Here is a 25,609-nt window from a genome sequence, read left to right as displayed (position 1 = left end):
CCTTTTAACGCTGTTCTATAGGAGTAAATAATTGATTTTCAGGACCAATATAGTTGGCTGAAGGACGAATAATTTTATTATCTTGTCGTTGCTCAATAATATGTGCTGACCAGCCAGCGGTACGTGCCATAACAAATAATGGGGTAAACATGGCGGTGGGAATGCCCATAAGGTGATAGGCCACAGCAGAAAACCAATCTAAATTTGGAAACATGTTTTTTTCACGTTTCATTACGGATTCAATTCGATCCGCAACGGTATAAAGATGTCGATTTAGGCTCTGTTCTGATAACTGTAAAGCGACAGACTTGATAATAGGGTGGCGGGGGTCTGCGAGGGTATAAACGGGGTGGCCAAACCCAATGATAACCTCACTATTTTTAACGCGCGCTGTAATATCTTGTTCTGCTTCCTCCATTGAGGCATAACGTTGCTGAATTTCTAATGAAACTTCATTTGCCCCCCCGTGTTTTGGGCCACGCAAAGCGGCAATTGCACCTGTCATCGCAGAGTAAAAATCCGTGCCTGTTCCCGCAATAACCCTTGCTGCGAATGTCGATGCGTTAAATTCATGTTCTGCGTATAAAATTGCCGCAATATGCATAAATTTTTCCCATTGAGCAGGGGGCTTTTTACCGTGCAATAGATGCAAGAAATGCGCGCCAATTGAATCATCATCAGTTTGGGTTTCAATACGTCTTCCATGGTGGCTAAAGTGATACCAATACAACAACATCGAACCCAGTGACGCTAATAAGCGATCAGCAATATCCCTAGCACCGGAAAAAGGGTGAGATTCTTTTTCGGGTAACACGCAGCCCATCATTGATACGCCTGTGCGCATGACGTCCATTGGGTGCGCGTTCGCGGGTATGGATTCTAACGTTTGTTTAACACTTGCCGGTAACCCCCGAAGAGATTGCAGCTTTTCTTTATATGCAACGAGTTCGGTTGCTGTCGGCAGCCTTTCATGGATGAGCAAATGCGCGATTTCTTCAAATTCACATTGTGTGGCTAAGTCGTGAATGTCAAACCCGCGATAATGCAGGTCATTACCATTACGCCCAACGGTACAAAGTGCGGTATTTCCGGCAGTAATACCTGAAAGTGCAACGGATTTTTTAGGTTTAAATTGAGGTGTTTCAGTACGACTAAGTTGTTCATTCATCATTTATTCCTTGTAGGGGACAGAGGCGATGCAACTTTTAGTAATGATAAGTGCTTAAAAATTAGGATTTATTCTTGGAAAATAATGCATCCAGTTTTTGTTCATAATTGTAATAATGAATACTTTGATACAGCTCTTCTCGAGTCTGCATAAGTGGAATGACACTTTTTTGAGTGCCCTCTTTGCGTAATGTTGTATAAACCTGTTCAGCGGCTTTATTCATGGCTCGAAACGCAGACAGTGGATATAGCGCAATGGCAATGTCAACACTGCGTAGTTCATCAAGAGTAAATAAAGGGGTTTGACCAAATTCAGTTAAATTGGCCAGTACGGGAGCGGAGGTATTACTTGTAAACTGTTGATACATAGAAAGCTCAGTAATTGCCTCTGGAAAAAGCATGTCCGCACCGGCTTCTAAGTAGGCTTGTGCACGTTCCAGTGCGGCATCAATGCCTTCGACCGCTAATGCATCGGTTCGAGCCATAATGACAAAGCTGTCATCGGTTCGTGCATCAACAGCCGCCTTGATGCGGTCGACCATCTCTTGTGTCGAAACAATTTCTTTATTAGGGCGATGGCCACAACGTTTTGCACCCACTTGGTCTTCAATATGCAACCCTGCCGCACCGGCTTTACAAAAGGATTTCACCGTGCGGGCGACATTAAAAGCAGAAGGACCAAAGCCAATATCGGCATCGACCATAAGTGGTAAGTCACATACATCAGTAATGCGTCGAATATCAATTAAAACATCATCTAACGTTGAAATACCTAAGTCCGGCATGCCCAGTGACCCCGCAGCGACGCCACCTCCAGATAAGTAAATAGCTTTATAGCCAGCTTGTTTTGCAAGGAGCGCGTGGTTGGCATTGATAGTTCCAACGAGCTGCAATGGAGATTCTTGCTTGATAGCCTCACGAAATTTTTGTCCTGCACTAAATGACGACATAATAGCCTCATATGATGTTAATTAATTGTAATGAAATTGAGATAACTATAGTCATATAGCAATTGACGTGCCAATCTGGCTCTAAATTACATGGGTATGCAAATGTGTTTAAAATCAAACTGATATTGCTTTTTTTGATTTGTGACGGGAAAAACAATTTTAAAATAATCGGTTGGTGTGTTTCGTTGAAACAAGATATTGTCAATTGAAACATAAATGAAACATGGTAAGAAGGTATGGCGATGATGGAAAAACCGATTATTTGGACTGTTTCAGTGTCTCGGTTATTTACACTATTTCGAGATATCAGCCCTGAATTTAGTGAACAAGCGGAAATCACCCCACTAAACCTTGGTTTTGAGCAGGCGGTAGAGGCCGTGCATCAACGATTACAGGGTGGACATTGTGATGCCATCATTAGTGCAGGTTCAAATGGTGCTTATTTAAAAAGCCATGTTTCAGTTCCTGTTATTATCGTGAAAATTAGCGGGTTCGATGTCATGCAAGCATTGGCCAAAGCCCGAGAGATTAGCGATAAAGTCGGGATCATTAATTATAAAAAAACACTTTCCTCATTAGATGAATTTCAGCAACGTTTTGGTTTGCAAATTGAACAGCGTAGTTATGTCACCGCAGAAGATGCAAGATCTCAGCTTAAAGCATTAAAAGCAATGGGAATTTCCGTTGTTGTAGGGGCTGGGCTCATCATGGATTTAGCTGATGAAATGGGGATGACAGGGGTTTTTGTCTATTCCACACAAACCATACGACAAGCATTCTCAGACGCTATCGAATTAAGCCGAATGTCGAGGCGTGAAAACCATTCGCAAGACAAATATCTCCTTCCTAATCCCGCAAAAGTCCGTTATACCATTAATGACCTGATTGGTTCGTCATTACCGATGGAACGTGTTAGGCAAACTATTATGTTGTACGCACGTTCTGATGCAACAGTATTGATTCAAGGTGCGAGTGGAACTGGGAAAGAGATGGTGGCACAAGCGATTCATCACGAATATACCTTATTTAATCAACATAAGCGCAGTAAACAGCAAATGCCTTTTGTGGCCGTGAATTGCGGGGCGATCCCTGAAACATTATTAGAAGCCGAATTATTTGGCTATGAAGAAGGTGCCTTTACTGGCTCTCGCCGGGGTGGCCGAGCAGGGCTATTTGAACTGGCGAATGGGGGAACACTGTTCTTAGATGAAATTGGTGAAATGCCGATTGCATTACAAACAAAATTATTACGAGTGCTCGAAGAGCGTTCTGTCGTGCGTGTTGGGGGGTATAAACCGTTAAAAGTCAATGTACGAGTCATTTGTGCGACTCATTGCGATTTAGACCGTTGGGTAAGAGAAGGGCATTTTCGTGCCGATCTATTTTATCGGCTCGGGGTATTGAGAATGCGAGTTCCAGCACTCAATGAACGTGGCGATGATATTTTTGTATTAGCGGAGCGGTTACTTAAGTTAGCCTTTGCAGGCTTAATGCTGCCGTTGCCTTCTTTTCGTGTACAGCAGTTAATTGCGTGTAAACGCTTTTTTGTTGAGTATTCATGGCCCGGTAATGTGCGAGAACTCAGAAACTTAATGGAGCGAGTTGCACTTTATTGTAGCGCATACCCCGAAAAGGCCATTAGTGAGGAAATGTTGGCGAGTCTATCTCCTGAGCGCAAATGGGATGCAACAAGCCATGAGGTTGTTATCGATAAAAGTAAGGAACCGCTTACTGACGTGATGAATAGGTTTGGTGGTGATCGTAAAGCCGTAGCTCAGTACTTAGGTATTAGCAGAACAACCCTGTGGCGGCGTCTTTCTTTATTAGAGAAAGCAAATCAGGTAAATCACGATACTAAATAATAATTAATTTGTATTCATTCAGGAGGGGGTTGATTAAAAGGTAATGGATTAGTGAGAGTGCCATAAAGGAGATAATTAGGTTGTTTTTATTCATAGAATCATTGAATACTACTTGTTGAATTAAATTCATTCAGTCGTGTTCAGTGACAAATAAATTATTTTGTTATTAAGTGCTTTTAGGATTTTTTCCATATGACTTAAGTTGTATCAAATCGTAACAAAAAACAGTGATGTTAATATTTACCTATTATTTTGATTTTTAAGTATTACTTTTGTTTTTCTTGTTGTTCTTTCACTAAATTCACCATCGTAAAAAACGTGATTTTTCTCACATAAATTATTTTGCTAGTCACCATTAGATTTTCTCATTTTAACTTCATGATTGAACGTTCTATATTGCGCTCAAATTAGTCCTATCTTTGTTTTTTTACTACTGCACTAATCGCCGAAATGTGTTCTTTCTTGGGAGCACAATGCTGTCGTATTCAACGATGTAGTTGCAGCGCATATTATTTATTTTGTTAGTTGGAGAGTGGGGCGTGAATCAGTCCACTACTATCATGCGCAAACGCGACAATGCATTCGTTCCTGTTGCAGGGTTAACGATTTTTGCTATTGCATCGGGTTATTTAATGAGCTTAATCCCATTATCGATGGGAAGTTTTGGTATTGATACGCAATATGCGGGTTGGTTAGCGAGTGCGTATTATATTGGTTTATTAATTGGCTCAATGTTAATTGAACCAATTATTGCCAAAATAGGCCATCGTCTTGCCTTTATTGGCTTTTTATTGATGCTTGCCGCGACAGTTATTGTACTGCCGTGGACCCCGACCATTGAAGCTTGGTTGCCAAACCGCTTAGTTGCAGGGGTTGCAGTGGCGGGGATTTTTGTGGTTGTCGAATCTTGGTTATTGATTGGCGATAATCCGAAAGAGCGTGCTAAACGTTTAAGTTTTTATATGACGTCATTGTATGGCGGAACCACTCTTGGCCAGCTTGCTATTGGTGTTATTGGAACCCATGGTGCTTATCCGTTTATGGTGGTATTAGGGTTATTATTATTAGCGGTAATGCCACCGTTATTAGTACGTCAAGGCCAGCCAGAAAGTGGTTCGCATCAAAAACTGTCATTGAAAAAAATTGCTCGTTTAAGTAAACCTGCAATTATCGGTTGTATGGTTTCTGGTATTACCATGGGGACTATCTATGGGTTAATGCCGTTATCATTGAAAAAAGACCAATTCACCACCGACCAAGTCGGTGTGTTGATGGCTTCAATTATTCTTGGTGGGATGTTAATACAGCCAGTTGTTAGCAAATTATCTGTCTTAATGAGTAAAACCTTATTACTTGCGATGGTTTCATTATTAGGTGTTTTTGCTATGGGTGTTATTTATATTTCGAGTGACTACTTAGTTATGATTGTCGCTTTAGCGCTACTCGGTATGTCAACTTTTGCCCTATATCCTGTGGCGATAACGTTGGCGTGTGATAACTTAGATTCCTCCTATATCGTCGCAGCAACACAAGTGATGCTGTTTAGTTACAGTATAGGTTCAGCAATGGGGCCTATCGCAGCAGGGACGTTTTTAGGCCAACATAATGGTTTAGTGAATTTCTTCTTTATTGTGCTGTTAGTGACTGCGATTTATATGTTAATTGCGAGCTTACGTCGTAAAGCCAGTGTGTTAGCAAATTAATTTTATCGACAAATAAAACTGCTAAATAAAAGGCTCTGTGAATTACTTACAGGGCCTTTTTGTCGTTCTAATTATTTCTTTTTATTGACGGTTGAAGGTGACAGTTGTGCTTCAATGGGTGAATGCTTTGTATTACGTACAATGCGTTGCTCCCAAAGCTCCCCTAATTTGAAATCCCATGATAGCGGTGATATTTCTGTTCTACCTGCATTTGGGGCAAATGTAAGTTCGCTGAAATACAAGGTATTTTCATCAGACATCAAAAAATCCGCACGGCAATAATCAAAAGGTGTGACGAGTATTTCCGCTAACCGTAACATTTCTTTGAATAGTGGTGGCTCAGATACGGGTTCCAACATGTTCGGATAACCAAAAGTCACGGGTTGTAACTGCCAGTTGATATCATAAATATTAATAAATTCATTGCCAAATTCGTCTGAGTAATCAATCTCTGCATAGGCAGGCTTACCAGAGAAGCAATGGATCCTGCATGTTTCTGGTACTAACTTCCGGTTTTTATTAGCGAATAAATCAATATATTCTTCACACATAATTTGTGCGGGAATAGTTTTATAATGACGTTCTCGAGTAATATAGTAAAGGTTTTTAGTTAAATGAAAATCTAATTTATTTTTAGCTTTTAGCCAGTCAAAGTGTGCTTTATCGCGACAAATAATGCTACTACCACTGTCGTGATTGCATTTTAAAACGAAACGCTCTGGCAGTTTGTTTAGATCAATTTCATCGACACTTTTATAAGTGGCGATGATAGGTACTAAATATTCATTTCCTATTGTTCGTGAGATATATTCCCTTACCGCGAGTTTATCTGCAAATTGTGAATATAATGGATTTTTATCTCGCAACATTCTGAAATTTACTTTCTCATTAAAACTTTTTGGGGCTTTAAAATCAGGGCGGTAATTGAGTTTTTTAGTAAATTTATTAGTGAGATATGTTTTGTCACTCACTATGAGTGTACGTAATTTTTTTATAAAATACTCTGCTTTTTTCATGCGAGCACCAACCATTCTAAAATTGTAGTGTGTAATTAAAATCTAATTTTTATTTGATTATATTTTTTATAACTTAAATAAAGCATCAATGAATGTAACGGTCAATTTAATAATTTCTTAATAAATAAATATTAAACAAAAGATAAATAATGTTCATTATTGTTAATAATAGCCGGATATCCGTACACTTTTATATCAATAATTCAATCGATCGTTTTAATTATTCGTCATTAATAATAAGGGTATTGTTTATTTAAAGTGTAACAAAAGTAAAGAAGATAGACCTTAAGGATTTATTTAGATAATGTCCCTCCTAAAATAAGGGAATAGAGGGGACATTTGAGAGAATTGTTATTTATAACTTACTAAGATAACTATTTTAATGGCGGCTGCCCCATCTTTTTTAGGAATCGTATTTGAGCCGCAACGAGTTGTTTGTAATCAATACAACGATATGGCATATCATATTGCTGCGCCAATTGGGCTAAGATGTGAGCTAAAGCAGGGTAATGGCGGTGATGCCAATGAGGAAAAATATGATGTGTAAGGTGGTAGTTTAGTCCCCCAGTTAAACGCCATAAATAATGGGGGGTCGGTAGCCAGTCACAAGCCGTGACAAAATTATGATGGTACCAACCATGCTTGATCTGTTTATCTTCAGGAGCAGTGAAAAACTGCGTCTCTGCCCAATGTGTACCGAGTAATAAATAAATGACAAAAATGGATGCAATCATTTGGCTCAATAAGTAAGTGATAAGTATTGTTGTTAAGCTGATCCCATGGCTGTGAGCCACTAGCAGTGGGGTGCCAATCATTAATATTAAGTGACATACTTTGCTACCTAAAAATAGCGTCCAACCCAGTTTACCCTGTAAAACTTTCTGTGTTTTTAAGCGTGTTTTCCCAGTTCTGTCCGACCAATCAAAAACCAGTGCAATCCATGTGAGTGATAATGATGCAACGAAAGGCCAATAAATATGTTGATATTTCATGAAAGGTCGCCAGCGTTGAAATGGCGTTTGGCGGAATATACCATTTTCTTCAGTATCTAAATCATAATGCTCAATGTTGGCATAGTGATGGTGATAATGAACATGGCGTGTACGCCAAAACTCTGGCTCTAAACCTAAAGGTAATGTCACTAAACGGCCAAATAACCGATTTTTCCAGCTTGATTTAAATAAGGTATTATGACAGGCATCGTGCTGGCCAATCACATTCAATAGCATGATGAGTAAAACAAATACAAAATAGGATAATATGTAAATTGAGGTAGATGTTGTTATGAGTGTTGGCAGGTAACTCAGAAGAGCAAAAATAAACAAGATAGCAATTGCAGTAAGATCATATCGGCTGGCAAATACGTGATCTTGCTTAGTTTGCAGATATTCTTGACTAGCTTGTTTTAATGCAGCATGAAATTGTTGTTCGTTAGCATTTGCGAACGTGAGTTCGAAGTCAGTGTGATGCATGCTACTCTCATTTGAGGTTATCTTCTTTTAATTAAAGAGTATATCTTCACTAAGTAAAGCGTCGCAAAATAAATATGAAGGGGGAGAAATATTTCGACTTATTCTGAATCAATTTTTATCAAGAATAATAATTTTTGGTATTTTGGATGAATATTTTTGAGAAATATCGATATAAATTGAGGATTTGTGCAAAGTAAACAATTAAATACGAGTTAACCATTAATTAAACTGATATATATTCTATAAAGTATTTGGTCAAAACACGTACTTATTAATTTTCTGAAATATAAAAACTAGCTACATCCTTGTAGAGTGATCCTTTAATATTAAGGTATCAGGGAAAAATGTGTCTGTCTGTAATAAATTATGTGAAAAGAATACTCAATCTAATTTAAGTTGTTAATAATAAAATATAGTTATCATTTTAGATGGGTTTGTTTTAATTATCCATTATATTTGTTTTACCTAAGCTAAATTAGGAGCTTGCCTATATGAATAATGCGTCAACATGATGAAATAGCCACAGATAAATTATTTTTCGAATAAGGAATGTTATATGAAAAAAATACTGTTAATAATTTTATCAACACTGATTATTCCTGTGTCCGCTCAAGCAGGTTATCAATATTATGGTTGTGATAAAAAAATCTATCAACTAGAGAAACAGCTAAAATACGCCAAAATGCATGGTAACCGAAATAGAGTTGCGGGGTTAGAGCGTGCTATTTCAAATGTACAAAATAACTGTTACGACCATTATTCGGGGGCAACTGGGCCAACAAAATTAAATCATCGTTATAGCTTTACTGAAGCAGATCGTTTAGAGCAGCAGATAGAAGCATTACAAGATGAAATAGAACGCTTAAAAGCGGCTAAAAATTAACTCAATACGTAATATTAAAATCAAATATTATTTATAAGCTAAAAACCGTGTTGGATGAATTTAGCGCTATAGCTGCTTGTCGTAATTATTGTCATATTCACTTTAATTTTTGTCTAGCTATAGCACATTGAATTAATCAGTGAAATAATAAGTTAACGTCGTTTTTTAATATTGTATACTTTTTATTATGGTTATTCGTCCTCATCAACACTGGTTTTTTCGGTTATTCGACTGGCATGGCTCTGTACTGTCAAAAATAACATTTCGGCTTTCTCTAAATATAATGATATCAATCGTAGCAGTACTAAGTTTCCAATGGTATGAGCGATTAGGTATACACTTAACAATAGCCCCCTTTAGCTTACTAGGGATTGCCATCGCAATATTCCTAGGTTTTCGCAATAATGCATGTTACAGCCGCTTGATTGAGGCTCGCACACTCTGGGCTTCGTTATTAATTAACCAAAGAAATATTCTAAGAAATATTAAAGGGTTATTACCTAATGATCAGGCAGCCCAAAAGGAATTTGCTAATTTGCTGATTGCTTTTGGTTGGAGCCTTAAACATGAATTAAGGAAAACCAGCCCAATCATTGATATGTATAGGTTATTACCCCGTACTATTTTTGATGAGGTTATCCGAAGTCCGTTTCCCACTAGCCGAATATTATTGCAGATTGGCCTAAAGGTGGGGGAATTACGCGATAAAAAAGTCATCAGTGATGTACTCTTTCAAGCTATTAATAAAGATATTAATGCGCTATCGGAAGTTCTTGGCGGCTGCGAACGTATTGCGAACACGCCGATCCCGTTTGCTTATACACTAATTTTGCAGCGAACTGTTTACTTATTTTGTTCGTTACTTCCATTTGCATTGGTTGTTGACCTACATTATATGACGCCATTTGTTTCTGTTTTTATTTCTTACACTTTTTTAGCGTGGGATGCACTAGCCGAGGAACTTGAAGATCCTTTTGGGACTGCTGCAAATGATTTACCGCTGAATGCCATTTGTAATAGTATTGAACGCAATGCATTGGATATGTTAGATATTCAACCACTTCCCCCTCAGTACCAGCCAGATAAATATTTTAACTTGTTGTAGTGCTAATCTATTCATTCTTGAAGACAGTAAAGCGTGATATTCACGTTTTACTGTTTCTCCTTATTTCTCTTTCCTCTTTTTTCTTTTCTATCGAATATTATTTTGTCTTTTTGGGTCATACAAATCAGGAATTCTGTACAGATAATCTTATCAATACTATACTCCCCCTATGTATACTAAAGGGGCTTAAATATGCCACATTCCCCAAAAGAAAAAAAAGCAGTTCTTACGCGGGTCAGAAAGTTGAAAGGGCAATTGCTTGCCTTAGAGTCAGCCTTGGAAGATGAGGTTGAATGCGCCGCCATTTTACAACAAATTGCTGCTATTCGTGGGGCAGTTAATGGTTTGATGGCCGGGGTATTAGAGAGTCATTTGCGGGAAGGGCTTCAAGAGTCAGCAACAACACAGTTGCAAAAAGACTCAGTAGACGATGCCATCTCATTAATTCGTACCTATTTGCGGTAAATAAAGAAGGAATAACGATGAAATCACGTGCAGCAGTTGCATTTGGCCCCGGTGAGCCATTAAAAATTGTCGAAATTGATGTCATGCCACCAAAGGCTGGGGAAGTGTTAGTCAAAATTAGCCATACGGGTGTTTGCCATACTGATGCATTTACATTGTCAGGTGATGACCCTGAAGGGTTATTTCCTGTGGTATTAGGGCATGAAGGCGCGGGCGTTGTTGTTGAAGTCGGTGAAGGTGTAACTAGCGTTAGCGTCGGTGACCATGTCATCCCACTTTATACGGCAGAATGTGGAAAATGTGTTTTTTGTGAGTCAGGCAAAACAAACTTATGTGTCTCTGTTAGGGAAACACAAGGTAAAGGTGTGATGCCTGATGGGACCACACGTTTTTCTTACAATGGCCAGCCTGTTTACCATTATATGGGCTGTTCAACATTCAGTGAATATACTGTTGTTGCCGAAGTCTCTTTGGCTAAAATTAACCCTCAAGCCAACCATGAAGAAGTGTGTTTATTAGGTTGTGGCGTGACCACGGGTATTGGTGCTGTACATAATACGGCTAAAGTACAAGAAGGTGACTCAGTTGCAGTTTTTGGCCTCGGTGGGATTGGTCTTGCGGTTATTCAAGGGGCAAGGCAAGCAAAGGCTGGCCGTATTATTGCCATTGATACTAACCCGTCTAAGTTTGAACTAGCGCGCCAATTTGGTGCGACAGAATGTTTGAATCCTAATGATTTTGATAAGCCGATTCAGCAAGTGTTGATTGAGAAAACCCAGTGGGGAGTTGATCATACCTTTGAATGTATTGGTAATGTTAATGTTATGCGTGCAGCACTTGAAAGTGCACACCGAGGATGGGGCCAATCAATTATCATTGGTGTCGCAGGGGCAGGGCAAGAAATTTCAACTCGTCCATTCCAATTAGTAACAGGGCGGTCATGGCGTGGTACGGCTTTTGGTGGTGTGAAAGGCCGTAGCCAGTTGCCAAAAATGGTTGAAGATGCCATGAAGGGTGATATTGAGCTGTCTCCATTTGTGACGCACACATTGCCATTAGAGCGTATTAATGACGCATTTGATTTAATGCATGAAGGCAAATCAATCCGCACCGTTATTCACTATGATTAAGGAGTCTTTGATGGAGAGAATTGAACGCCATGCGTGTTTTGGGGGCTGGCAGGATGTTTATCAACATCAATCCACCGTGCTCGGCTGTGAAATGAAGTTTGCAGCTTTTCTACCACCACAAGCGAGAACAACCGTCTGCCCAGTGATTTATTGGTTATCAGGGTTAACCTGTAATGAACAAAATTTTATTACTAAGGCGGGAGCCCAACAATTTGCGGCAGAACATGGCGTGGTTATAATCGCACCAGATACTAGCCCTCGCGGTGCTGAGGTTGCTGATGACGAGGCTTATGATTTAGGGCAAGGCGCAGGTTTTTATGTGAATGCTCTGCAAGCTCCGTGGAGTCATCATTACAGAATGTATGATTATATTGTGTCTGAACTACCTGATTTAATCGAAACACATTTGCCTGTATCTGATAAACGTTCTATTTTTGGCCATTCTATGGGTGGACACGGGGCTTTAATGATTGGCTTACGAAATGCAGGCCGATATTCTAGTTTATCTGCATTTTCTCCTATTGTTGCTCCAACCCAAGTTCCTTGGGGGCGCAAAGCCTTTATGGCTTATCTGGGGGAAGAAACAGCTAGCTGGTCTCAATATGACACTGTTGAATTAATCGGAAAAGCGGAGGCTATTCCACCTATTTTAGTGGATGCAGGCACTGCGGATCCTTTCTATCAAGAACAATTAAAACCCGAGTTATTTGTAGATATTTGTGACAAAAAGCAATTTGAATATCGTTTGAATTTACGTGATGGATATGACCACAGTTACTATTTTATTAGTAGCTTTATTGGTGAACATATTGCATTTCATGCACGCTATTTAAACGATAATAGCTGAGTATGGTAGTGTTAGGTATATTGTAGTGTTAGATATATTGTAGGGTGAGGCCAATAGTTGGTTTCACCTTGCTATTCCTTAACGTTTTAATCATGCCTAAATCGCTACTCTAACCCTCCATGGGAGAGCTTGCTGATTGCTTTAATCGCACTGATTGCGACATCTTTATTTGGGTCATTACATAATTCAAGTAGTCGATTAATCGTATTATGTTGTTTCAGTCGTATTTTACAATCACCTAAAGCGGATATGGCAGCTATTTTTACATCATCATTTTTTCTTTTCGTTAAATCAAGTAATGTATTTATGACTTTGTTATCCATCTTTTATCCTAATCAGGGTATTAAGAAATAAAGTTAATTAAAATTCATTTGTTTCAAAATATTAATTTCAATGTAGAGATGCTACTAAATGAAAGAATTTGTTAATATCAAAAAACACAACTAATATGGATATAGTATGATTAGGTTTTTGTATGAATAGGTAGCAAAAATCATACCTATTCATATATAGGGATTAGAAAGATTAAATAAGATTAATTAAAAAACCTGTGCTTTAACGGATTGATAAAAAAATATTATTTGTATACTAAAAATGGTGGGAGAGTTTACTCAGTGCCTTTATTGCAGACACCGCAACATCCTTATTGGGATCTCTACAGAGTTCAATTAAACGGTTGATCGCATTTTGTTGTTCAACGGTCGCTTTATAATCACCTAATGCGGAAATAGCTGCAATTTTAACATCATCATTTCCACGATGTGTTAATTCAATTAATGTTTCAATAATGTTATTTTCCATGTAAACCCTTTGAAATACCTATGCGATACCAAGGTATTCTAAGTGAATTTACTTGAGATTTATTTTTGAAATTTAATGCTTTATTAATACATTATATAGATTTTACGCATTTTCAGGCTATTAACTATCTTATTAACTAGGGCGCATTAAGAGAGTAAGGATTATTGATATAAAAAATTTAAAATATTAAAAGACATTAGTTATCTATTAAAATAGATATGACTAAATAATTCTTTATTAAGGTAAAAATAATAAAGCACTTTACCTTTAAAATGAGTTAAATAAAGTGCTTATTAAGCCTGAGTTAGTGACGTAAATAAACGTGAGGCGTGTTATTTTCAGGGTGTTGAGTAACACCTAAGTCAGCTTTATACCAACGAGTTAAGTTTTCAGTCGTTAAAACATCGGTAGGGGAACCTTGAGCGACAAGCTTTCCATTATGAATTAATAACACTTTATCTGCATATAATGCGGTTAGATTAAGGTCATGTAATACACAGCAAACACCTAACGGTCGTTGACGTGTAAGTTGATGTAGTAACCGTAAGCTATGCTGTTGATGATATAGATCAAGCGCAGAAGTGGGTTCATCGAGAAACAAGCATGCGGGTTGAGCTGTCGGTTGCCATAATTGTGCTAATACTCGAGCTAATTGAACGCGTTGCTGCTCACCCCCTGAAAGTTGGCGGTAATCCCGCTGCCGCAATGATTGGCAACTGGTTTGTGCTAACGCTTCATTGATGGCGGTTTGTTTATATTCTGAACCATAGGGGGTTCTGCCCATTGCAACCACATCTTCAACAGTAAAAGCAAATTGCAAATGGCTATGCTGTTTCATCACAGCACGTTTTCGGGCTAACGCATTATGGTCCCAGTCAGTCATTGCTCGGCCTTCAATAAAGCATGTGCCATGAGTCGGGGTATTATAGCCTGTTAGTAATTTTAATAGACTGGATTTCCCTGCGCCATTTGGCCCAATGATCACCACAAATTCCCCTTGATCAATCGATAAACTCACATTATCTATAAGCGTCTTTTCACTGATTTTATATGATAAATTTTGTGCTTCTAACAAGAGCGATTTTGTTTGCATTTTTAGATCCTCCCCGAAGGCTGCCGTAAAATTAGCCATAAGAAGTAGGGGCCACCAATTAACCCTGTCAGTAAACCAACAGGAATTTCAGCAGGTGCAACCGCAGTCCTTGCTACAGTATCGGCAATAAGTAATAAGCCCGCACCTACGATAGCGGAACCAGGAATTAACCAACGATGGTCTGGCCCGAGAGTCATGCGAATGAGATGGGGAACAACGAGACCGACAAAACCAATAACACCGCTCATGGCAACCGCACAACCAACTAACATGGCGCTGAGGAATAATAAAATAAACTTGGTACGCTCAACATTGAGCCCAAGGTAATGGGCGTCTTCGTCCCCTAATTGTAGGATATTAAGCTTACTTCCTTGTGTTAAACAGATAATACAAATAGGAAGAATAACTGAAGCGGCGATGGCCAATGATGCCCAGTCAACATTACCGAGCGTGCCCATCATCCATAAGCTAAATGTTCTGAGTTGTTGGTCATTACTGATATAACTAAGAACACCGATGAATGACATACACAGCGCATTGATAGCGATACCCGCGAGAAGTAGTTTTGCGAGGTTACCATTTGATGAACGATTTAAGCTAAAAATAATAAAAGATACGGCTAGGCTACCAATAAAAGCAGCAGCGACATGGCCATAACCTTGCATCACGGTGGGTAATGAAACAGAGAAAACAATAAATGCGGCAACGGATAAAGCCGCGCCACTACTGATACCGAGTAAGCTAGGATCAGCGAGGGGGTTACGGAATAACCCTTGCATAATGGCGCCAGATACTGCTAAGGCAAGGCCAACTAAGATGGCAATTAACACGCGAGGAAGGCGGATATTCAGCCATATCTGCCAATCCGAGTCTGTGGCAGATGCCTGCCACAGTGCTTTTAATGAGAAGTTCATTGCGCCGGCATTCGACGCGATGAGAACTAAACCGCCAAGTGCTAACAATAATACGATAATCACCAAAAATGGGTTTTTAAAGCGACTCATTGGGATTTTTCTAATGCCTCACGTAGTTGTTGCATGACTTTAGGCGTACCTAAACTGAAAGTGAGCATACCGACGTCATCGACAACCAGAAGCGCTTTATTTTTCCCTGCGGGGGTCATTGACATTCCTTGTAATTTCCACACTTTTTCTATTCCACCTAATGATTTAATACCTTCTTTGGTAAAAATGATTAAGTCAGGTTGGCTTGATAGCAAGCCTTCTTGGGATAGAGGACGATAGCTGTCGAAGCTGCTCATGGCATTTTTTGCCCCAACCGCGTTAATGACACTGTCTGCCGCAGTGTGCCGTCCTGCCGCTAAAGGCATAACACCACCGTGACTCATGATAAATAAGACTTTTTTGTCAATAGGAGCCGTATTTACTTGGCTGAGCTGTTGGTTAAATTGATTAACTAATTGCTTTCCTTGCTCTGTTTTACCGACCACATTAGCGATGGTGGTAATTTTTTCTGGAATGGCTTCTAAACTCGGTTTCCCTGTCACCTTAATAATTTTTACGCCGCTTTTTTCGATTTGCGAAAGAGCCATTGAGGGTTTAGCTAACTCACTCGCAAGTACTAAAGTCGGGCGCATTGACAACACGCCTTCTGCGTTAAGCATACGCATATAGCCCACATCTGGGAGCTTGGTGGCTTGCTCTGGATGAAGGCTGGTGCTGTCACGGGCGACGAGCTGTTCCTGTGCTCCAAGTTCATACACAATTTCAGTCACATCACCCCCTAAGGTGACGATGCGTTCTGTTGCATAAGAACAAAAAGAGATAAACAGCGTTGATAAGATTAGAAGCCATTGTTTCATAATAAGTTACCTAATTTTAAATGCGTGGTAATGCGGTGACTTGTTGGCGCCATTGCTCTTGCTCTGGAGTCCCTTCCGTACGCTGCCCATACATTTGTGCGATTTGATTTCCTTGGTTATCGAAGACTTCAAGGCTAGTCACATGGCCATCTTGTGTTGGCTTGCGTGTGACCCAGCATTCGGCAATACCATTTTCAATCATGTGCAAGGTGAAATCAGGATTGAAAATATTTAGCCACTTTAAGTCTGAACCTTCACTTTGATATGGCATGATTTTTTTGATTTCACCAGTAAAAATTTGCACACATCCGCGGTTGCCCACAAAAATCATAATTTCGTTTTGATCTTTGAACGCAGTGTTAATCAGCTGATTGAAGGAATCATTAGGCACTTTCCAAGCCAAATCATCGCTAACCGCAGCGAAAACTTGCTGGCGGCTGAGGTTGTTTTTCTTGAGTAGAACAAAAAATTGGTGAACGTCTGTCATGTTGCGCCATTCTTGTTCTAATTGTTGTTTTAGCTCTTCACTAACGGGCTGATTGGTAAATGCAGTTGCTGTTTCATGGATGAGCTCCGGGTTATCTTGGGTAGCATATTTTTCAATCAATGCCTGCCATGCCGCCATATCCGTTTCATCGGTGGTGTAAACTTTATGTAGTGCGTCACCTTGTTTATCAAAAAATTGGATACTATGACGCTCACCGTGTTTGCTGTCTTCCGTCAAAGCAAAGATAGCGTCCCAATGGCTGAAAAACATCCGTAAATCAAGGGCGCGAGGGTTTAAAATTAACCCACCGTGTGGGCTAAAGGTTGCATTGTCATAACGACCAACTTGCTCATGAACCACATATTCGTTACGGGTAATCGCTTTCACTTTCCCAACAGTGGCTAATTCTGTCAACAAAGTGGGGGCATCGACATTTAAACGAACAGCTTTGTCGTGACCAACACGACTATGCAGTAGCTGAGCTTCAGATACATTTAAATAGGCGGCGAGATCGCGAGCGTATTTGGCTTTGTTATCTGTTTTTGCTTGTTGGTAACGCTCGTAAAGTGCTGAATTCACGTTTATCTCCTTAATATTGTGTGAATTACCATTGGAAGCTGACAAGCAGCTTGGCATTACGTCCATCTTGAGGAATACCTTGTGATGAGTAGTATTCTTTATCAAATGCATTGCCTAACACGACACTGGTTCCTAACCCTTTGAGTTGTCCTTCACCTTGATAACTCACATAGAAGTCATGTACGGCATAGCCGGCTTGTTGTTCTGCTTTAGAGGCTTTATTGAATTCTGTATGGCGCGTAAACTCCCCTAGCCAGCCCACTGAAAAACCGCTGTCTGCAATAGGTACGGCCAGATTACTGGTGACAGAATCAGGTTTAATTGATGTTATTGATTTTCCATTAGATTCATCTTTTCCTTCAGTATGGTTATAAGCCAAACTCCAATTGAAATAGTCTGTTTTATAATCCATTGAGGCATCCCATCCCCAAATTTTGGCACGTTTAGTATTGATTGATGTGGTGTAGTTATTTTGCAAAATATATCTATCAACATTCACATATGTGTTGATGTAATCTTTCGCTTTGGTATCAAAATAACTGGCTTTAAATTGTAGGTTGTCACGATCCATCAATAGGTCATCGAAACGCAGACCAAAACCATATTCTGCGGTACGGGTTGATTCAGGTTTCAGATTAGGGTTTGGTTTCCATCTATTAACGATTGGCCCCATTTGGAAGTGGACCTCGTCGTTATACATTTCCATCATAGAAGGGGCTCGGAAGGCTTCTGAATATGACGCAAATAGCATTGACCACTCTGTTGGTGTGATGCTAACGGCACCTTTAGATGACCATTTACCTTTTTTCACATCTTCATTGCCATCAGATGTCGCTTTATAGTGGTCATAGCGCGTACCGACAATAAAGGAAACAGGCAAATCTTTTAGGCTAATTTCATCTTGTAAAAAGCCGGATGCAAAGGTGATGTCCGCATCGGGGAATTGGGTGGTGTTTGCATAAGGAGTTTGTTTTTGCTTATAAGCTTCACTGCCGTAAGTCAGGTTATGTGATGCTAATGGCAAGTCATAAAAGTTAGAGCGGTTATCAGCTTTTATGCCATAAGTTTTTTGTGTACGACCTTCATAGGGGGTTCCTTGGCCTTTTGCCGTGATATTAATATCGGAGTAATAAGGCGTGACTTTAAAATTTAGCCATTCCTGTGAGCCCGGTTTAATTTGATAAGTTATCTGTGCATCACGTTGGCGAGTGGTACGGTTAACTTTTAGATTGTCACTCCCTACATTAATTTCTTGCGGGTTTTTCGGCTCATTGGCATCATTATTATAATAACGCACTTGGCCAGAAAGCTTTTGTGTATCATCGATTTGCCATGTTCCTTTTGCCAGCAGGTTACCAATGGTTTCCTTGTTTTTCATGTCATCGCCATTACTCATGCGGACATTACCGGTTTCTTTCGTGACAAAGCTGAATAGCCCATCAAGGTTATCACTACGGCCAAACGCAGTGCCGCCGAAACCGAAGCTATGATCGCCAGTAGCGGCTTCGGTAAAGACACGGAAACCGTGGTCTTGGCCTTCACGTAATAAGTCTTTGGCATCAACGGTTTCCCAAGCAATCACACCGCCCATGGCACCACTGCCGTAGAGTAGGGCAGAAGGGCCACGGATAATTTCAACTTGCTTAATCAGAGCAGGGTCGATAAAGGTGCCATTGACATGTCCTGTATCTGTGCCTTGGCGAATACCATCCACTAAGGTCAAAATGCCGCGTCGATCAAACCCGCGCATATAAATATCTTGCCCATTTGCACGGCTAGTACCGGTGACACCAATCCCAGGAACTTTACGTAAAATGTCATTGACGGTGCTGGCCGTTTGCGTTTCAGGTGAATTATTTTTGATCACCGTGACCATCATCGGGGTTTCGAAGCTGTCACGTTCGCTACCTGTCGCATAGACAGTCATCACATCATGATGATTTTTTTTTGGTGTTGGTTCTGTTGTTTGTGCTTGAGCACTTGCTATCACGCCTAAGATGGCACTGGTTAGGACTGACATTCGCAAAACAGGGGACATAATTGTGATACTCCATATAGTTTTTATCTGTATTAAGCAGAGTGAATTCGTATTAATTGATAGCGATGTATTGGTCTGGAGGACCTGAATTCGGTATGACACAGGAAAAATTGCATGTAAGCGGTGTCTGAACATAGCAAGAGGAGTAAACAACTAATGAAGGTATAAAGCTGAGGTAATAGTCAGTAACTGGTTGGTGTTCAGCAGGACTATTTGGGATGTGGCACATTAACGCTACCGCTGCGCGATAGTCAGGTATCGAGTGGCTATCCTTGCTGATTCGATATTTAGCGGCACAAATGTGAAATACAGACGTCAGTTTAAACTCCATAAGAAACCTTTTCCTATGTTTAGATTAAGCTGGCTGCCTGGATAATTAACCTAGGTGGCTTGCGAATTAAGTTTTGGTACGACTTACTTTGGGTATGGCTTACTTAGTTAAGATCAACTTACCTGTACGTGTTTGTCTCAATTGATAAAGCTCGCCATTATGTTGAATTGAGACCTTACCGGCAGGGCCCAATAATTGTTGGCTTTCTATCACGTCAGTTTTAACGGGTTGTTTCGCCGTTTCGACGGTATTTTCTGCAACTGGGGCTGTCATATTATTTACCATACTAAGTTTGTTGATAATCGAAATGATATTGAGAATGATTATCTTTAGAATGATTGTCAATATCAAGTAATTTTCACAATCAAACAACAAAAGAGCCACAAAAAACTAAGTTCGTACGAAAAAACAGCATTAATCTAGTGGTTCCCCACTTACAAGGCTATAATTGAGTTTCTCTATTCATTGCATGGGTGAATAAAATGAAAATATTACTGTTAGGAGCGACAGGGCTTGTGGGAAGTCATGTTTTATCATTGGCACTTGCAGACTCTCGTGTGACTCAGGTGATAGCGCCAACACGACATGCATTAGCAGAACATGAGAAATTACAAGCACCTATTGTTGATTTTAACCATTTACCTGACGAGGCTGCGTTATGGGAAGTCGATGCTGTGATTTGCGCGCTCGGCTCAACCCTCAAAGCCGCTGGTTCAAAGGCGGCATTTCGTCAAGTGGACTACACCTATCCTTTAACCTGTGCAAAGCTAGCCAAAAAATGGGGCTGCCCGACATTTGTATTGACTTCTGCTTTGGGGTCAAACGCTAAGTCACCTTTTTTTTATAGCCGAGTAAAAGGGCAGCTTGAACAAGATTTAAGATCACTGGGTTTTGATTCTTTAACTTTAGTTCGCCCGAATGTGATTCGTGGTGACCGCCAAAAAGTGCGTTTGGGTGAAGTTGCTGTGATTCGTATTATTTCCTGTCTATCATCTATATTGCCCGCGAGCTGCCAAGTTAGCCCCGCAACAAATATTGCGAAGGCATTATTTGAGGCTGCAATAAATCCCACGAAAGGGGTTCGTGTTATTTCATCTAAACAGCTTATATAACACTGGCTAGTTCATTTTTGTTGGTTATGTTGTTTTTTTGTTTCACACACAAAAGCTTCAATTTTATGATGCCTGAAATGCTAACCGATTTAGGAATTACAAAAGTTAATATAGGGTTGGTAAACATACTGATTGATGACAAACATATTATGTTTGTCATCAACCTAAAGCCCACAAATGTGGGCTTTTACTCTTCGAAGGTTACCCCTGAATCTGTGCTAATGAACCGTATAAATCATAAAGTGTTTCATATTCATCTTGCTGATAAAATCGAATTTTATCCCAACAAAATTGCTTAGCGACTTCCACGGTAAAGCGTGTTGCATCGATTAACTCACTTTCATAACTTGCACCTGTTTCACTACCGGGGACAATCGATTTAGCCGTAATGGCAAGGCCAACAACAGGTGCCTGTGTTGCAATATGCGGTTGCATTATAGAATTAAAGTGATAAACACCGTTATCATAAGGAGAAATGTCTTGTGTGGTGATAGGAAACGTCTTTGCCACATCTCCTGTTGCATACTCCAGTAAGCGAACTAAATCAGGTGCGACACGTAAAATATAGCCTTGCATAGCCGTAGGAGAAATCGCAATCCCTCGTTGCTTAATGATGCTGTTTCCCTTTGATGTATCGATGGATAAAATAGCATCCATCTGTTTATCGACTTCATATTGGTTCATGGTATTAGATGAAACTGGCATCCCCATAAAATCGACAGGGTCATGAGGAGTAATCGAAACATGCGTGGCGATATGAGAGCTAATTATTACGTCCCCTTTGAGGCTCTGTCCCTTTGCCGCCATATCCAACAACTTCATCGCGCTGGCAAAAGCGACAATTGACCCATCAGCATCAGAAACTATTCCAATACGATTCGGTTGTGCCTGTTGTGCACCTAAACGACCGATAATGCCTAAAGTCGGGTAAGTGCCTCCACGGTGTTTGCCCTCAGAGCCTGGGATTAATACTTTTATAAAATGGCATAACTGACTTGTATCCTCTGGGGATTCATAAGGAATAGAAGTAACAGTGATGATGGCATCATTTGAGCCAACAGAATGAAGTAGCGCTGCCATTTTTTCGCCATCAACATCAGGGGTGTCTAATAAGTCATAAACTTGGCTTAGATAATTCAAAGACATTATTGCACTCCTTTAATAATATTTAATTTGAATGGCTTGTTGGTAGCAATTTCTTCAATCTTATTAGGTCCTCGTAACCATAGGGCATTTTGCTCACCTAAAATGGTGCCATGGTCGTTTTCAATAAATAATGCAGTTCCTTCATATAGTGCGATCAATTCTTCCATGGGGTTAATCGTTAAAAACTCATTTAATCTCTCTTCACGACTTTCCCCATTATGGCCAATTGGTTTACCAGAAATAAAATGCGGGTTAATTTGAAATGGGCAAATATTCAGCGCACTAAATGTAGGGGGTTGGACAATTGGCATATCATTGGTGGTGCGAATACTCGGTGTTGCAACATTACTGCCTGCACTCCATCCCATATAGGGAATGCTTTCATATTTAACTCGTTGTGAAATCAGCTCCACTATGTTGGCATCATATAGGCGTTTTAATAAGGCAAAGGTATTTCCGCCGCCAATAGCAATCGCTTGTGCTTGTTTAACTGCCGCAACAGGGTCGCTAAAGTGATGAATTGATGTTAATTCATAACCTAAAGCATTAAATACCGGTTTTACAATTGCTTCAAAATCATCAAAACTGAATGTAACTGCGGCATAAGGAATAAATAGAATATTTTGTTTTTTATGTTGTAATAAACGATGGATTTGTTCGCCCGCATGTTGTAAATAATTCATATTCCCCATACGTGAACTACTCATTAATAACGCATTAGTCATTGCTATATTCCTTTTTGATTTTTTTTATTGAATTAATTAATAAATCGATTTCTTTTTCACTATTAAAATAATGAAGTGATAAGCGGGCCATTTTTTCTATTTGATAGAACTTTAAAATAGCGGTTGCCATAAAGTGACCTGATTCAATAATGATATTTTTAGCTTCTAATTTTTGCATTAATACATCAGAGGGGATTCCGTTAATATTAAATGGAATTATTCCTATTCGCTGGTGGCTATTATTAGGGCCATAAATTTCGACACCAGAAAGTTGAGATAATTGCTGCATCGCATATTGAGTGAGTGTTTGGTTGCGATTCTCAATTTGTTCAATACCGATATTTACAGCATAGTCTAAAGCCGAATCTAAACTAATAATGGCCGGAACATTTGGGCAGCCCGCTTCAAAGCGTTTTGCTGTTTGAGGCAGAATAACGTCTCCTGTTTGTGGGTCAATTGAGCTATTCCACCAACCGACCAGTGTGGGGGTTAATGATGGTACCAATGATTCACGAACAAACAGAATGCCACTGCCTTCTATCGCTCTTAACCCTTTTCGGCCACATGATGACATAAAGTCACATTGCCATTTTTGAACATTAACGTTATACATTCCAATGGCTTGTGAAGCACTAATATGGCTAAGTACACCATGCTTTCTGGCTATCTCACAAATAGCCTGCACAGGTTGAATTACCCCAGTTATGTTAGATAGCGCAACGAAACTGATGAGCTTTGTCTTGGAGGTTATCGCTTGCTCGATAGATTCAGGTGAAAGGACACCATAGCTATCCGCACTCACCTTAATAATTTTTATTCCTTTTTCATGCGCTAACAGTTGCCAAATTGCAATATTGCTGAGCATCTCAGTATCCGGAATTATCACTTCATCGCCAGCTTGCCAAGAAATACCTCTAGCAATCAAGCTGATAGATTCTGTGCCATTTTTGGTAAATGCAATTTCACTGGGCTTTGCACCGATAAATGCGGCCAATTTTTGTCGACAAATTTCAACTTGCTCATAGGTTTGCTTGCGGAAGCTCGGTAAATAAGTCCCTTGCTCTGCGGTTTTATCAAGATAGCGCTTTACTGCGTCTATTACCGGTTTTGGCGGTGGCGCAGCGGCTCCCGTATCAAAATAAGCGTAATGTTGTAAAACTAGAGTGTCTTTTTGCACTTGCGACCAGATATTCGTCATTATTATTCCCTATAAAGTTATTTAGCCCAGAAGGAAAGCAGTTTCGCTTTGAGGGTTGGCAGGAATGCTTTAGCCGTGGAGTAAAGAGCATCGCCAGCAATAAGCCCACCAGCGAAAGTTGAAATTTTATCGGAACTGATATTGAAGAAACGCTCAATGATAATTCGAACCGCGAGTGCAGTAAGAACCGTCCAACCTGCAATAGGGTAGTTAATCATCAAGCCAGTTGAGAAGAGTACGCCAATCTGGTTTTTAGCACCGCCAATTAACTGAATGATGGCACCCGGTATGGCCCACAATAACAACATCATTGCCACATTTGAGGAGCTTCCTGCTTGGATCGTAGCGGCATAAAGCCTTGATGCAGGAACGATTTTGTCTTGTTCGAAATAAAAATCGTAGGTAAGTGCAACCACCACCAAGGCGCAGCAAAAACCGATAATAGCGGCGAAATATTGTTGTTTTCTCCCATAATGTTCTGCAGATTGGTTTTTACCATAACCGCGGATCATAAACCCCGTTTTTAGGTCAAAACCCATATCGGCAAAAGCAGGGCCTGTCGCGGCACAAAACCCAACTAAAACGGCCAATGCTTCGGGGGGAAACCCTAGTAAAATACCAATCATCAATGAGATAGGAGCTGCTGCAGTTGCAGGAAACCAGCCAGAATGCATCGCAGCCATACCCACAATCATCTCTTGGATTAAAGCGGCTAAGGTCGCAAAAATGAGGAATCCAATAAGTTGTGGCAATGTCATGGTGACAAATATTTGACTAATAAATGTGAGTGCTAATGCGGTTAAAAAGTAGAACATTGCCCCTTTGATTAAGGTTGACTTGATACGTTTGCTACTTTGGCGTAATTCATCACTATCTTCGCTTTGTTGCTGACTATCTTTCTTGTTGCGAAATACAATGGCTCCGATTTGGATTAATGCGACGATACCTGCACCAATCATCACACCATGTGGGACATAGTTTTCATATAAATTATAAGTAATTAGCCCTGACTCAGAAAAACCGCGAATGAGAAGTCCAACAGCAAACATGAATAACGCGAAAATACTGCCAATCAACGCGATCCCTGCGGATGCCATTGGGATACCAAAACCTGCACCGATGGCTCCAGCAGCAAAGCCTGTCAGCAATGCGCCAAGCCGCTTTCCACCTTTATTTCCTGCCCACAAAGTTTCTGCGGTGGCAACACCGGCAGGCCAAGATGCACTGGCAGGATAGGCGCGGGTATTAAACAAGCCATATAAAATCGTGCCATCAATGATAATCGCAACGAAAGCTCCAGCCATCATCGGATAAATTAATTCAGGCATACCCAATACCCAAGGCACACCAATGGCTACTATTAAACCATTTGCTGCAGCAAAGGTTGCTGCAGAGATGCTAGTTTGAATTAAATTTTGCGCATCGATAAATTTAAATGATGCGAATATAGAAAGTGGGACACGAGATAATAAAATGGCGAGAACAGCACCGATAATTGATGTGTTTGCGGAGATACCTAGTGTGACAATAATCTGAATACCAATAATAGCACCAACAAAAGATAATATAATTATTGCGATGAGTAGTGCTGGAGAAAAAATAGATACACGTACCTCAGTATCATTTTTATCATGAGATATATTCATAGAGTTACCTATTTTATTTTAATAATTAACA

General features: G+C 40.0%; 25 protein-coding genes. 8 read left to right on the top strand and 17 right to left on the bottom strand.

All coding sequences use genetic code 11. The annotated features are described in order from the left end of the window. Window positions 1-4: 4 nt before the first annotated feature. Both prpC and prpB read right to left on the bottom strand, forming a co-directional pair. A complete protein-coding gene (gene prpC / locus PSF31_RS04595; protein ID WP_094962084.1) occupies window positions 5-1,168 on the bottom strand; it encodes a bifunctional 2-methylcitrate synthase/citrate synthase in 1,164 nt (387 codons plus the stop codon). A gap of 61 nt (window positions 1,169-1,229) precedes the next feature. After that, window positions 1,230-2,117, bottom strand: coding sequence for a methylisocitrate lyase (gene prpB / locus PSF31_RS04590; protein WP_096863324.1), 888 nt, complete (start codon window positions 2,115-2,117; stop codon window positions 1,230-1,232). 245 nt (window positions 2,118-2,362) lie between these two features. Here prpB and prpR point away from each other — a divergent pair, with 245 nt between their 5' ends. After that, window positions 2,363-3,979 carry a propionate catabolism operon regulatory protein PrpR gene (prpR, locus tag PSF31_RS04585; protein WP_096863459.1) on the top strand — a complete coding sequence of 539 codons (1,617 nt, stop codon included), beginning with the start codon at window positions 2,363-2,365 and terminating at the stop codon, window positions 3,977-3,979. A 560-nt stretch (window positions 3,980-4,539) separates the two neighbouring features. After that, window positions 4,540-5,682, top strand: a complete 1,143-nt coding sequence (locus tag PSF31_RS04580; RefSeq protein WP_004261743.1) for an MFS transporter — start codon at window positions 4,540-4,542, stop codon at window positions 5,680-5,682. A gap of 71 nt (window positions 5,683-5,753) precedes the next feature. Here the strand turns inward: PSF31_RS04580 and PSF31_RS04575 are convergent, their stop codons facing one another. Further along, window positions 5,754-6,698: an ATP-grasp fold amidoligase family protein gene (locus PSF31_RS04575; RefSeq protein ID WP_036958454.1), complete on the bottom strand. Its 945-nt coding sequence runs from the start codon at window positions 6,696-6,698 to the stop codon at window positions 5,754-5,756. 374 nt (window positions 6,699-7,072) lie between these two features. After that, complete coding sequence (locus tag PSF31_RS04570; RefSeq protein ID WP_096863325.1) at window positions 7,073-8,170, bottom strand: fatty acid desaturase family protein; 1,098 nt, start codon at window positions 8,168-8,170, stop codon at window positions 7,073-7,075. A 556-nt stretch (window positions 8,171-8,726) separates the two neighbouring features. Between PSF31_RS04570 and PSF31_RS04565 the strand changes: the two genes are divergently transcribed. The 5 genes from PSF31_RS04565 to fghA all read left to right on the top strand — a co-directional run bounded on the left by PSF31_RS04565 (window position 8,727) and on the right by fghA (window position 12,600). Continuing rightward, a complete protein-coding gene (locus tag PSF31_RS04565) occupies window positions 8,727-9,053 on the top strand; it encodes a DUF1090 family protein (protein ID WP_004261735.1) in 327 nt (108 codons plus the stop codon). Between the two features lie 187 nt (window positions 9,054-9,240). Further along, complete coding sequence (locus tag PSF31_RS04560; RefSeq protein ID WP_036958452.1) at window positions 9,241-10,158, top strand: bestrophin family protein; 918 nt, start codon at window positions 9,241-9,243, stop codon at window positions 10,156-10,158. A gap of 192 nt (window positions 10,159-10,350) precedes the next feature. Next, entirely contained in the window at window positions 10,351-10,623 is a 273-nt protein-coding gene (gene frmR, locus PSF31_RS04555; RefSeq protein ID WP_004261729.1) for a formaldehyde-responsive transcriptional repressor FrmR, read from the top strand. A 17-nt stretch (window positions 10,624-10,640) separates the two neighbouring features. Next, complete coding sequence (locus PSF31_RS04550) at window positions 10,641-11,753, top strand: S-(hydroxymethyl)glutathione dehydrogenase/class III alcohol dehydrogenase (protein ID WP_004261726.1); 1,113 nt, start codon at window positions 10,641-10,643, stop codon at window positions 11,751-11,753. A gap of 10 nt (window positions 11,754-11,763) precedes the next feature. Further along, complete coding sequence (gene fghA, locus PSF31_RS04545; RefSeq protein WP_096863326.1) at window positions 11,764-12,600, top strand: S-formylglutathione hydrolase; 837 nt, start codon at window positions 11,764-11,766, stop codon at window positions 12,598-12,600. A 104-nt stretch (window positions 12,601-12,704) separates the two neighbouring features. Here the strand turns inward: fghA and PSF31_RS04540 are convergent, their stop codons facing one another. From PSF31_RS04540 to hemP, 9 genes are all read right to left on the bottom strand, one after another. Then, entirely contained in the window at window positions 12,705-12,923 is a 219-nt protein-coding gene (locus PSF31_RS04540) for a HEAT repeat domain-containing protein (protein ID WP_004261720.1), read from the bottom strand. Window positions 12,924-13,188: 265 nt separating this feature from the next. Further along, window positions 13,189-13,401 carry a HEAT repeat domain-containing protein gene (locus tag PSF31_RS04535; protein ID WP_004261718.1) on the bottom strand — a complete coding sequence of 71 codons (213 nt, stop codon included), beginning with the start codon at window positions 13,399-13,401 and terminating at the stop codon, window positions 13,189-13,191. Between the two features lie 304 nt (window positions 13,402-13,705). After that, window positions 13,706-14,494 carry a heme ABC transporter ATP-binding protein gene (locus PSF31_RS04530; RefSeq protein ID WP_096863327.1) on the bottom strand — a complete coding sequence of 263 codons (789 nt, stop codon included), beginning with the start codon at window positions 14,492-14,494 and terminating at the stop codon, window positions 13,706-13,708. Between the two features lie 2 nt (window positions 14,495-14,496). Further along, window positions 14,497-15,498: a FecCD family ABC transporter permease gene (locus PSF31_RS04525; RefSeq protein WP_094962090.1), complete on the bottom strand. Its 1,002-nt coding sequence runs from the start codon at window positions 15,496-15,498 to the stop codon at window positions 14,497-14,499. Continuing rightward, window positions 15,495-16,316 (bottom strand): heme/hemin ABC transporter substrate-binding protein, encoded by an 822-nt coding sequence (locus PSF31_RS04520; RefSeq protein ID WP_094962091.1) that lies wholly within the window; start codon window positions 16,314-16,316, stop codon window positions 15,495-15,497. The genes PSF31_RS04525 and PSF31_RS04520 overlap by 4 nt, the downstream gene beginning before the upstream one ends. Window positions 16,317-16,332: 16 nt before the next feature. After that, window positions 16,333-17,382, bottom strand: a complete 1,050-nt coding sequence (locus PSF31_RS04515; protein WP_096863328.1) for a hemin-degrading factor — start codon at window positions 17,380-17,382, stop codon at window positions 16,333-16,335. A 25-nt stretch (window positions 17,383-17,407) separates the two neighbouring features. Beyond that, the gene (locus PSF31_RS04510; RefSeq protein ID WP_096863329.1) at window positions 17,408-19,420 is read right to left on the bottom strand and encodes a TonB-dependent hemoglobin/transferrin/lactoferrin family receptor; all 2,013 of its coding nucleotides are present in this window, start codon (window positions 19,418-19,420) and stop codon (window positions 17,408-17,410) included. Between the two features lie 52 nt (window positions 19,421-19,472). Beyond that, window positions 19,473-19,751 carry a hypothetical protein gene (locus PSF31_RS04505; protein ID WP_141395890.1) on the bottom strand — a complete coding sequence of 93 codons (279 nt, stop codon included), beginning with the start codon at window positions 19,749-19,751 and terminating at the stop codon, window positions 19,473-19,475. Between the two features lie 99 nt (window positions 19,752-19,850). Beyond that, window positions 19,851-20,024 carry a hemin uptake protein HemP gene (gene hemP / locus PSF31_RS21085; RefSeq protein WP_226617232.1) on the bottom strand — a complete coding sequence of 58 codons (174 nt, stop codon included), beginning with the start codon at window positions 20,022-20,024 and terminating at the stop codon, window positions 19,851-19,853. Window positions 20,025-20,233: 209 nt separating this feature from the next. On the opposite strand from hemP, the gene PSF31_RS04495 reads away from it, so the two are divergent. After that, window positions 20,234-20,863: an NAD(P)H-binding protein gene (locus PSF31_RS04495; RefSeq protein ID WP_096863330.1), complete on the top strand. Its 630-nt coding sequence runs from the start codon at window positions 20,234-20,236 to the stop codon at window positions 20,861-20,863. A gap of 201 nt (window positions 20,864-21,064) precedes the next feature. On the opposite strand, the gene PSF31_RS04490 is transcribed toward PSF31_RS04495, so the two are convergent. The 4 genes from PSF31_RS04490 to PSF31_RS04475 are packed head-to-tail and all read right to left on the bottom strand — an operon-like array spanning window position 21,065 to window position 25,578. Then, the gene (locus tag PSF31_RS04490; RefSeq protein ID WP_096863331.1) at window positions 21,065-22,009 is read right to left on the bottom strand and encodes a DUF1177 domain-containing protein; all 945 of its coding nucleotides are present in this window, start codon (window positions 22,007-22,009) and stop codon (window positions 21,065-21,067) included. Further along, window positions 22,009-22,734 carry a dipeptidase PepE gene (gene pepE / locus PSF31_RS04485; RefSeq protein ID WP_096863460.1) on the bottom strand — a complete coding sequence of 242 codons (726 nt, stop codon included), beginning with the start codon at window positions 22,732-22,734 and terminating at the stop codon, window positions 22,009-22,011. The genes PSF31_RS04490 and pepE overlap by 1 nt, the downstream gene beginning before the upstream one ends. Beyond that, window positions 22,727-23,932 carry an aminotransferase class V-fold PLP-dependent enzyme gene (locus PSF31_RS04480; RefSeq protein WP_164561166.1) on the bottom strand — a complete coding sequence of 402 codons (1,206 nt, stop codon included), beginning with the start codon at window positions 23,930-23,932 and terminating at the stop codon, window positions 22,727-22,729. Before PSF31_RS04480 ends, pepE begins: the two co-directional genes overlap by 8 nt. Window positions 23,933-23,949: 17 nt before the next feature. Further along, a complete protein-coding gene (locus PSF31_RS04475) occupies window positions 23,950-25,578 on the bottom strand; it encodes an OPT/YSL family transporter (protein ID WP_096863332.1) in 1,629 nt (542 codons plus the stop codon). Window positions 25,579-25,609: the final 31 nt, after the last annotated feature.

The sequence above is a fragment of the Providencia sp. PROV156 genome (assembly GCF_028480905.1).
GTDB classification, from domain to species: domain Bacteria; phylum Pseudomonadota; class Gammaproteobacteria; order Enterobacterales; family Enterobacteriaceae; genus Providencia; species Providencia hangzhouensis.
This window is presented reverse-complemented; position numbering and strand designations above follow the sequence as displayed.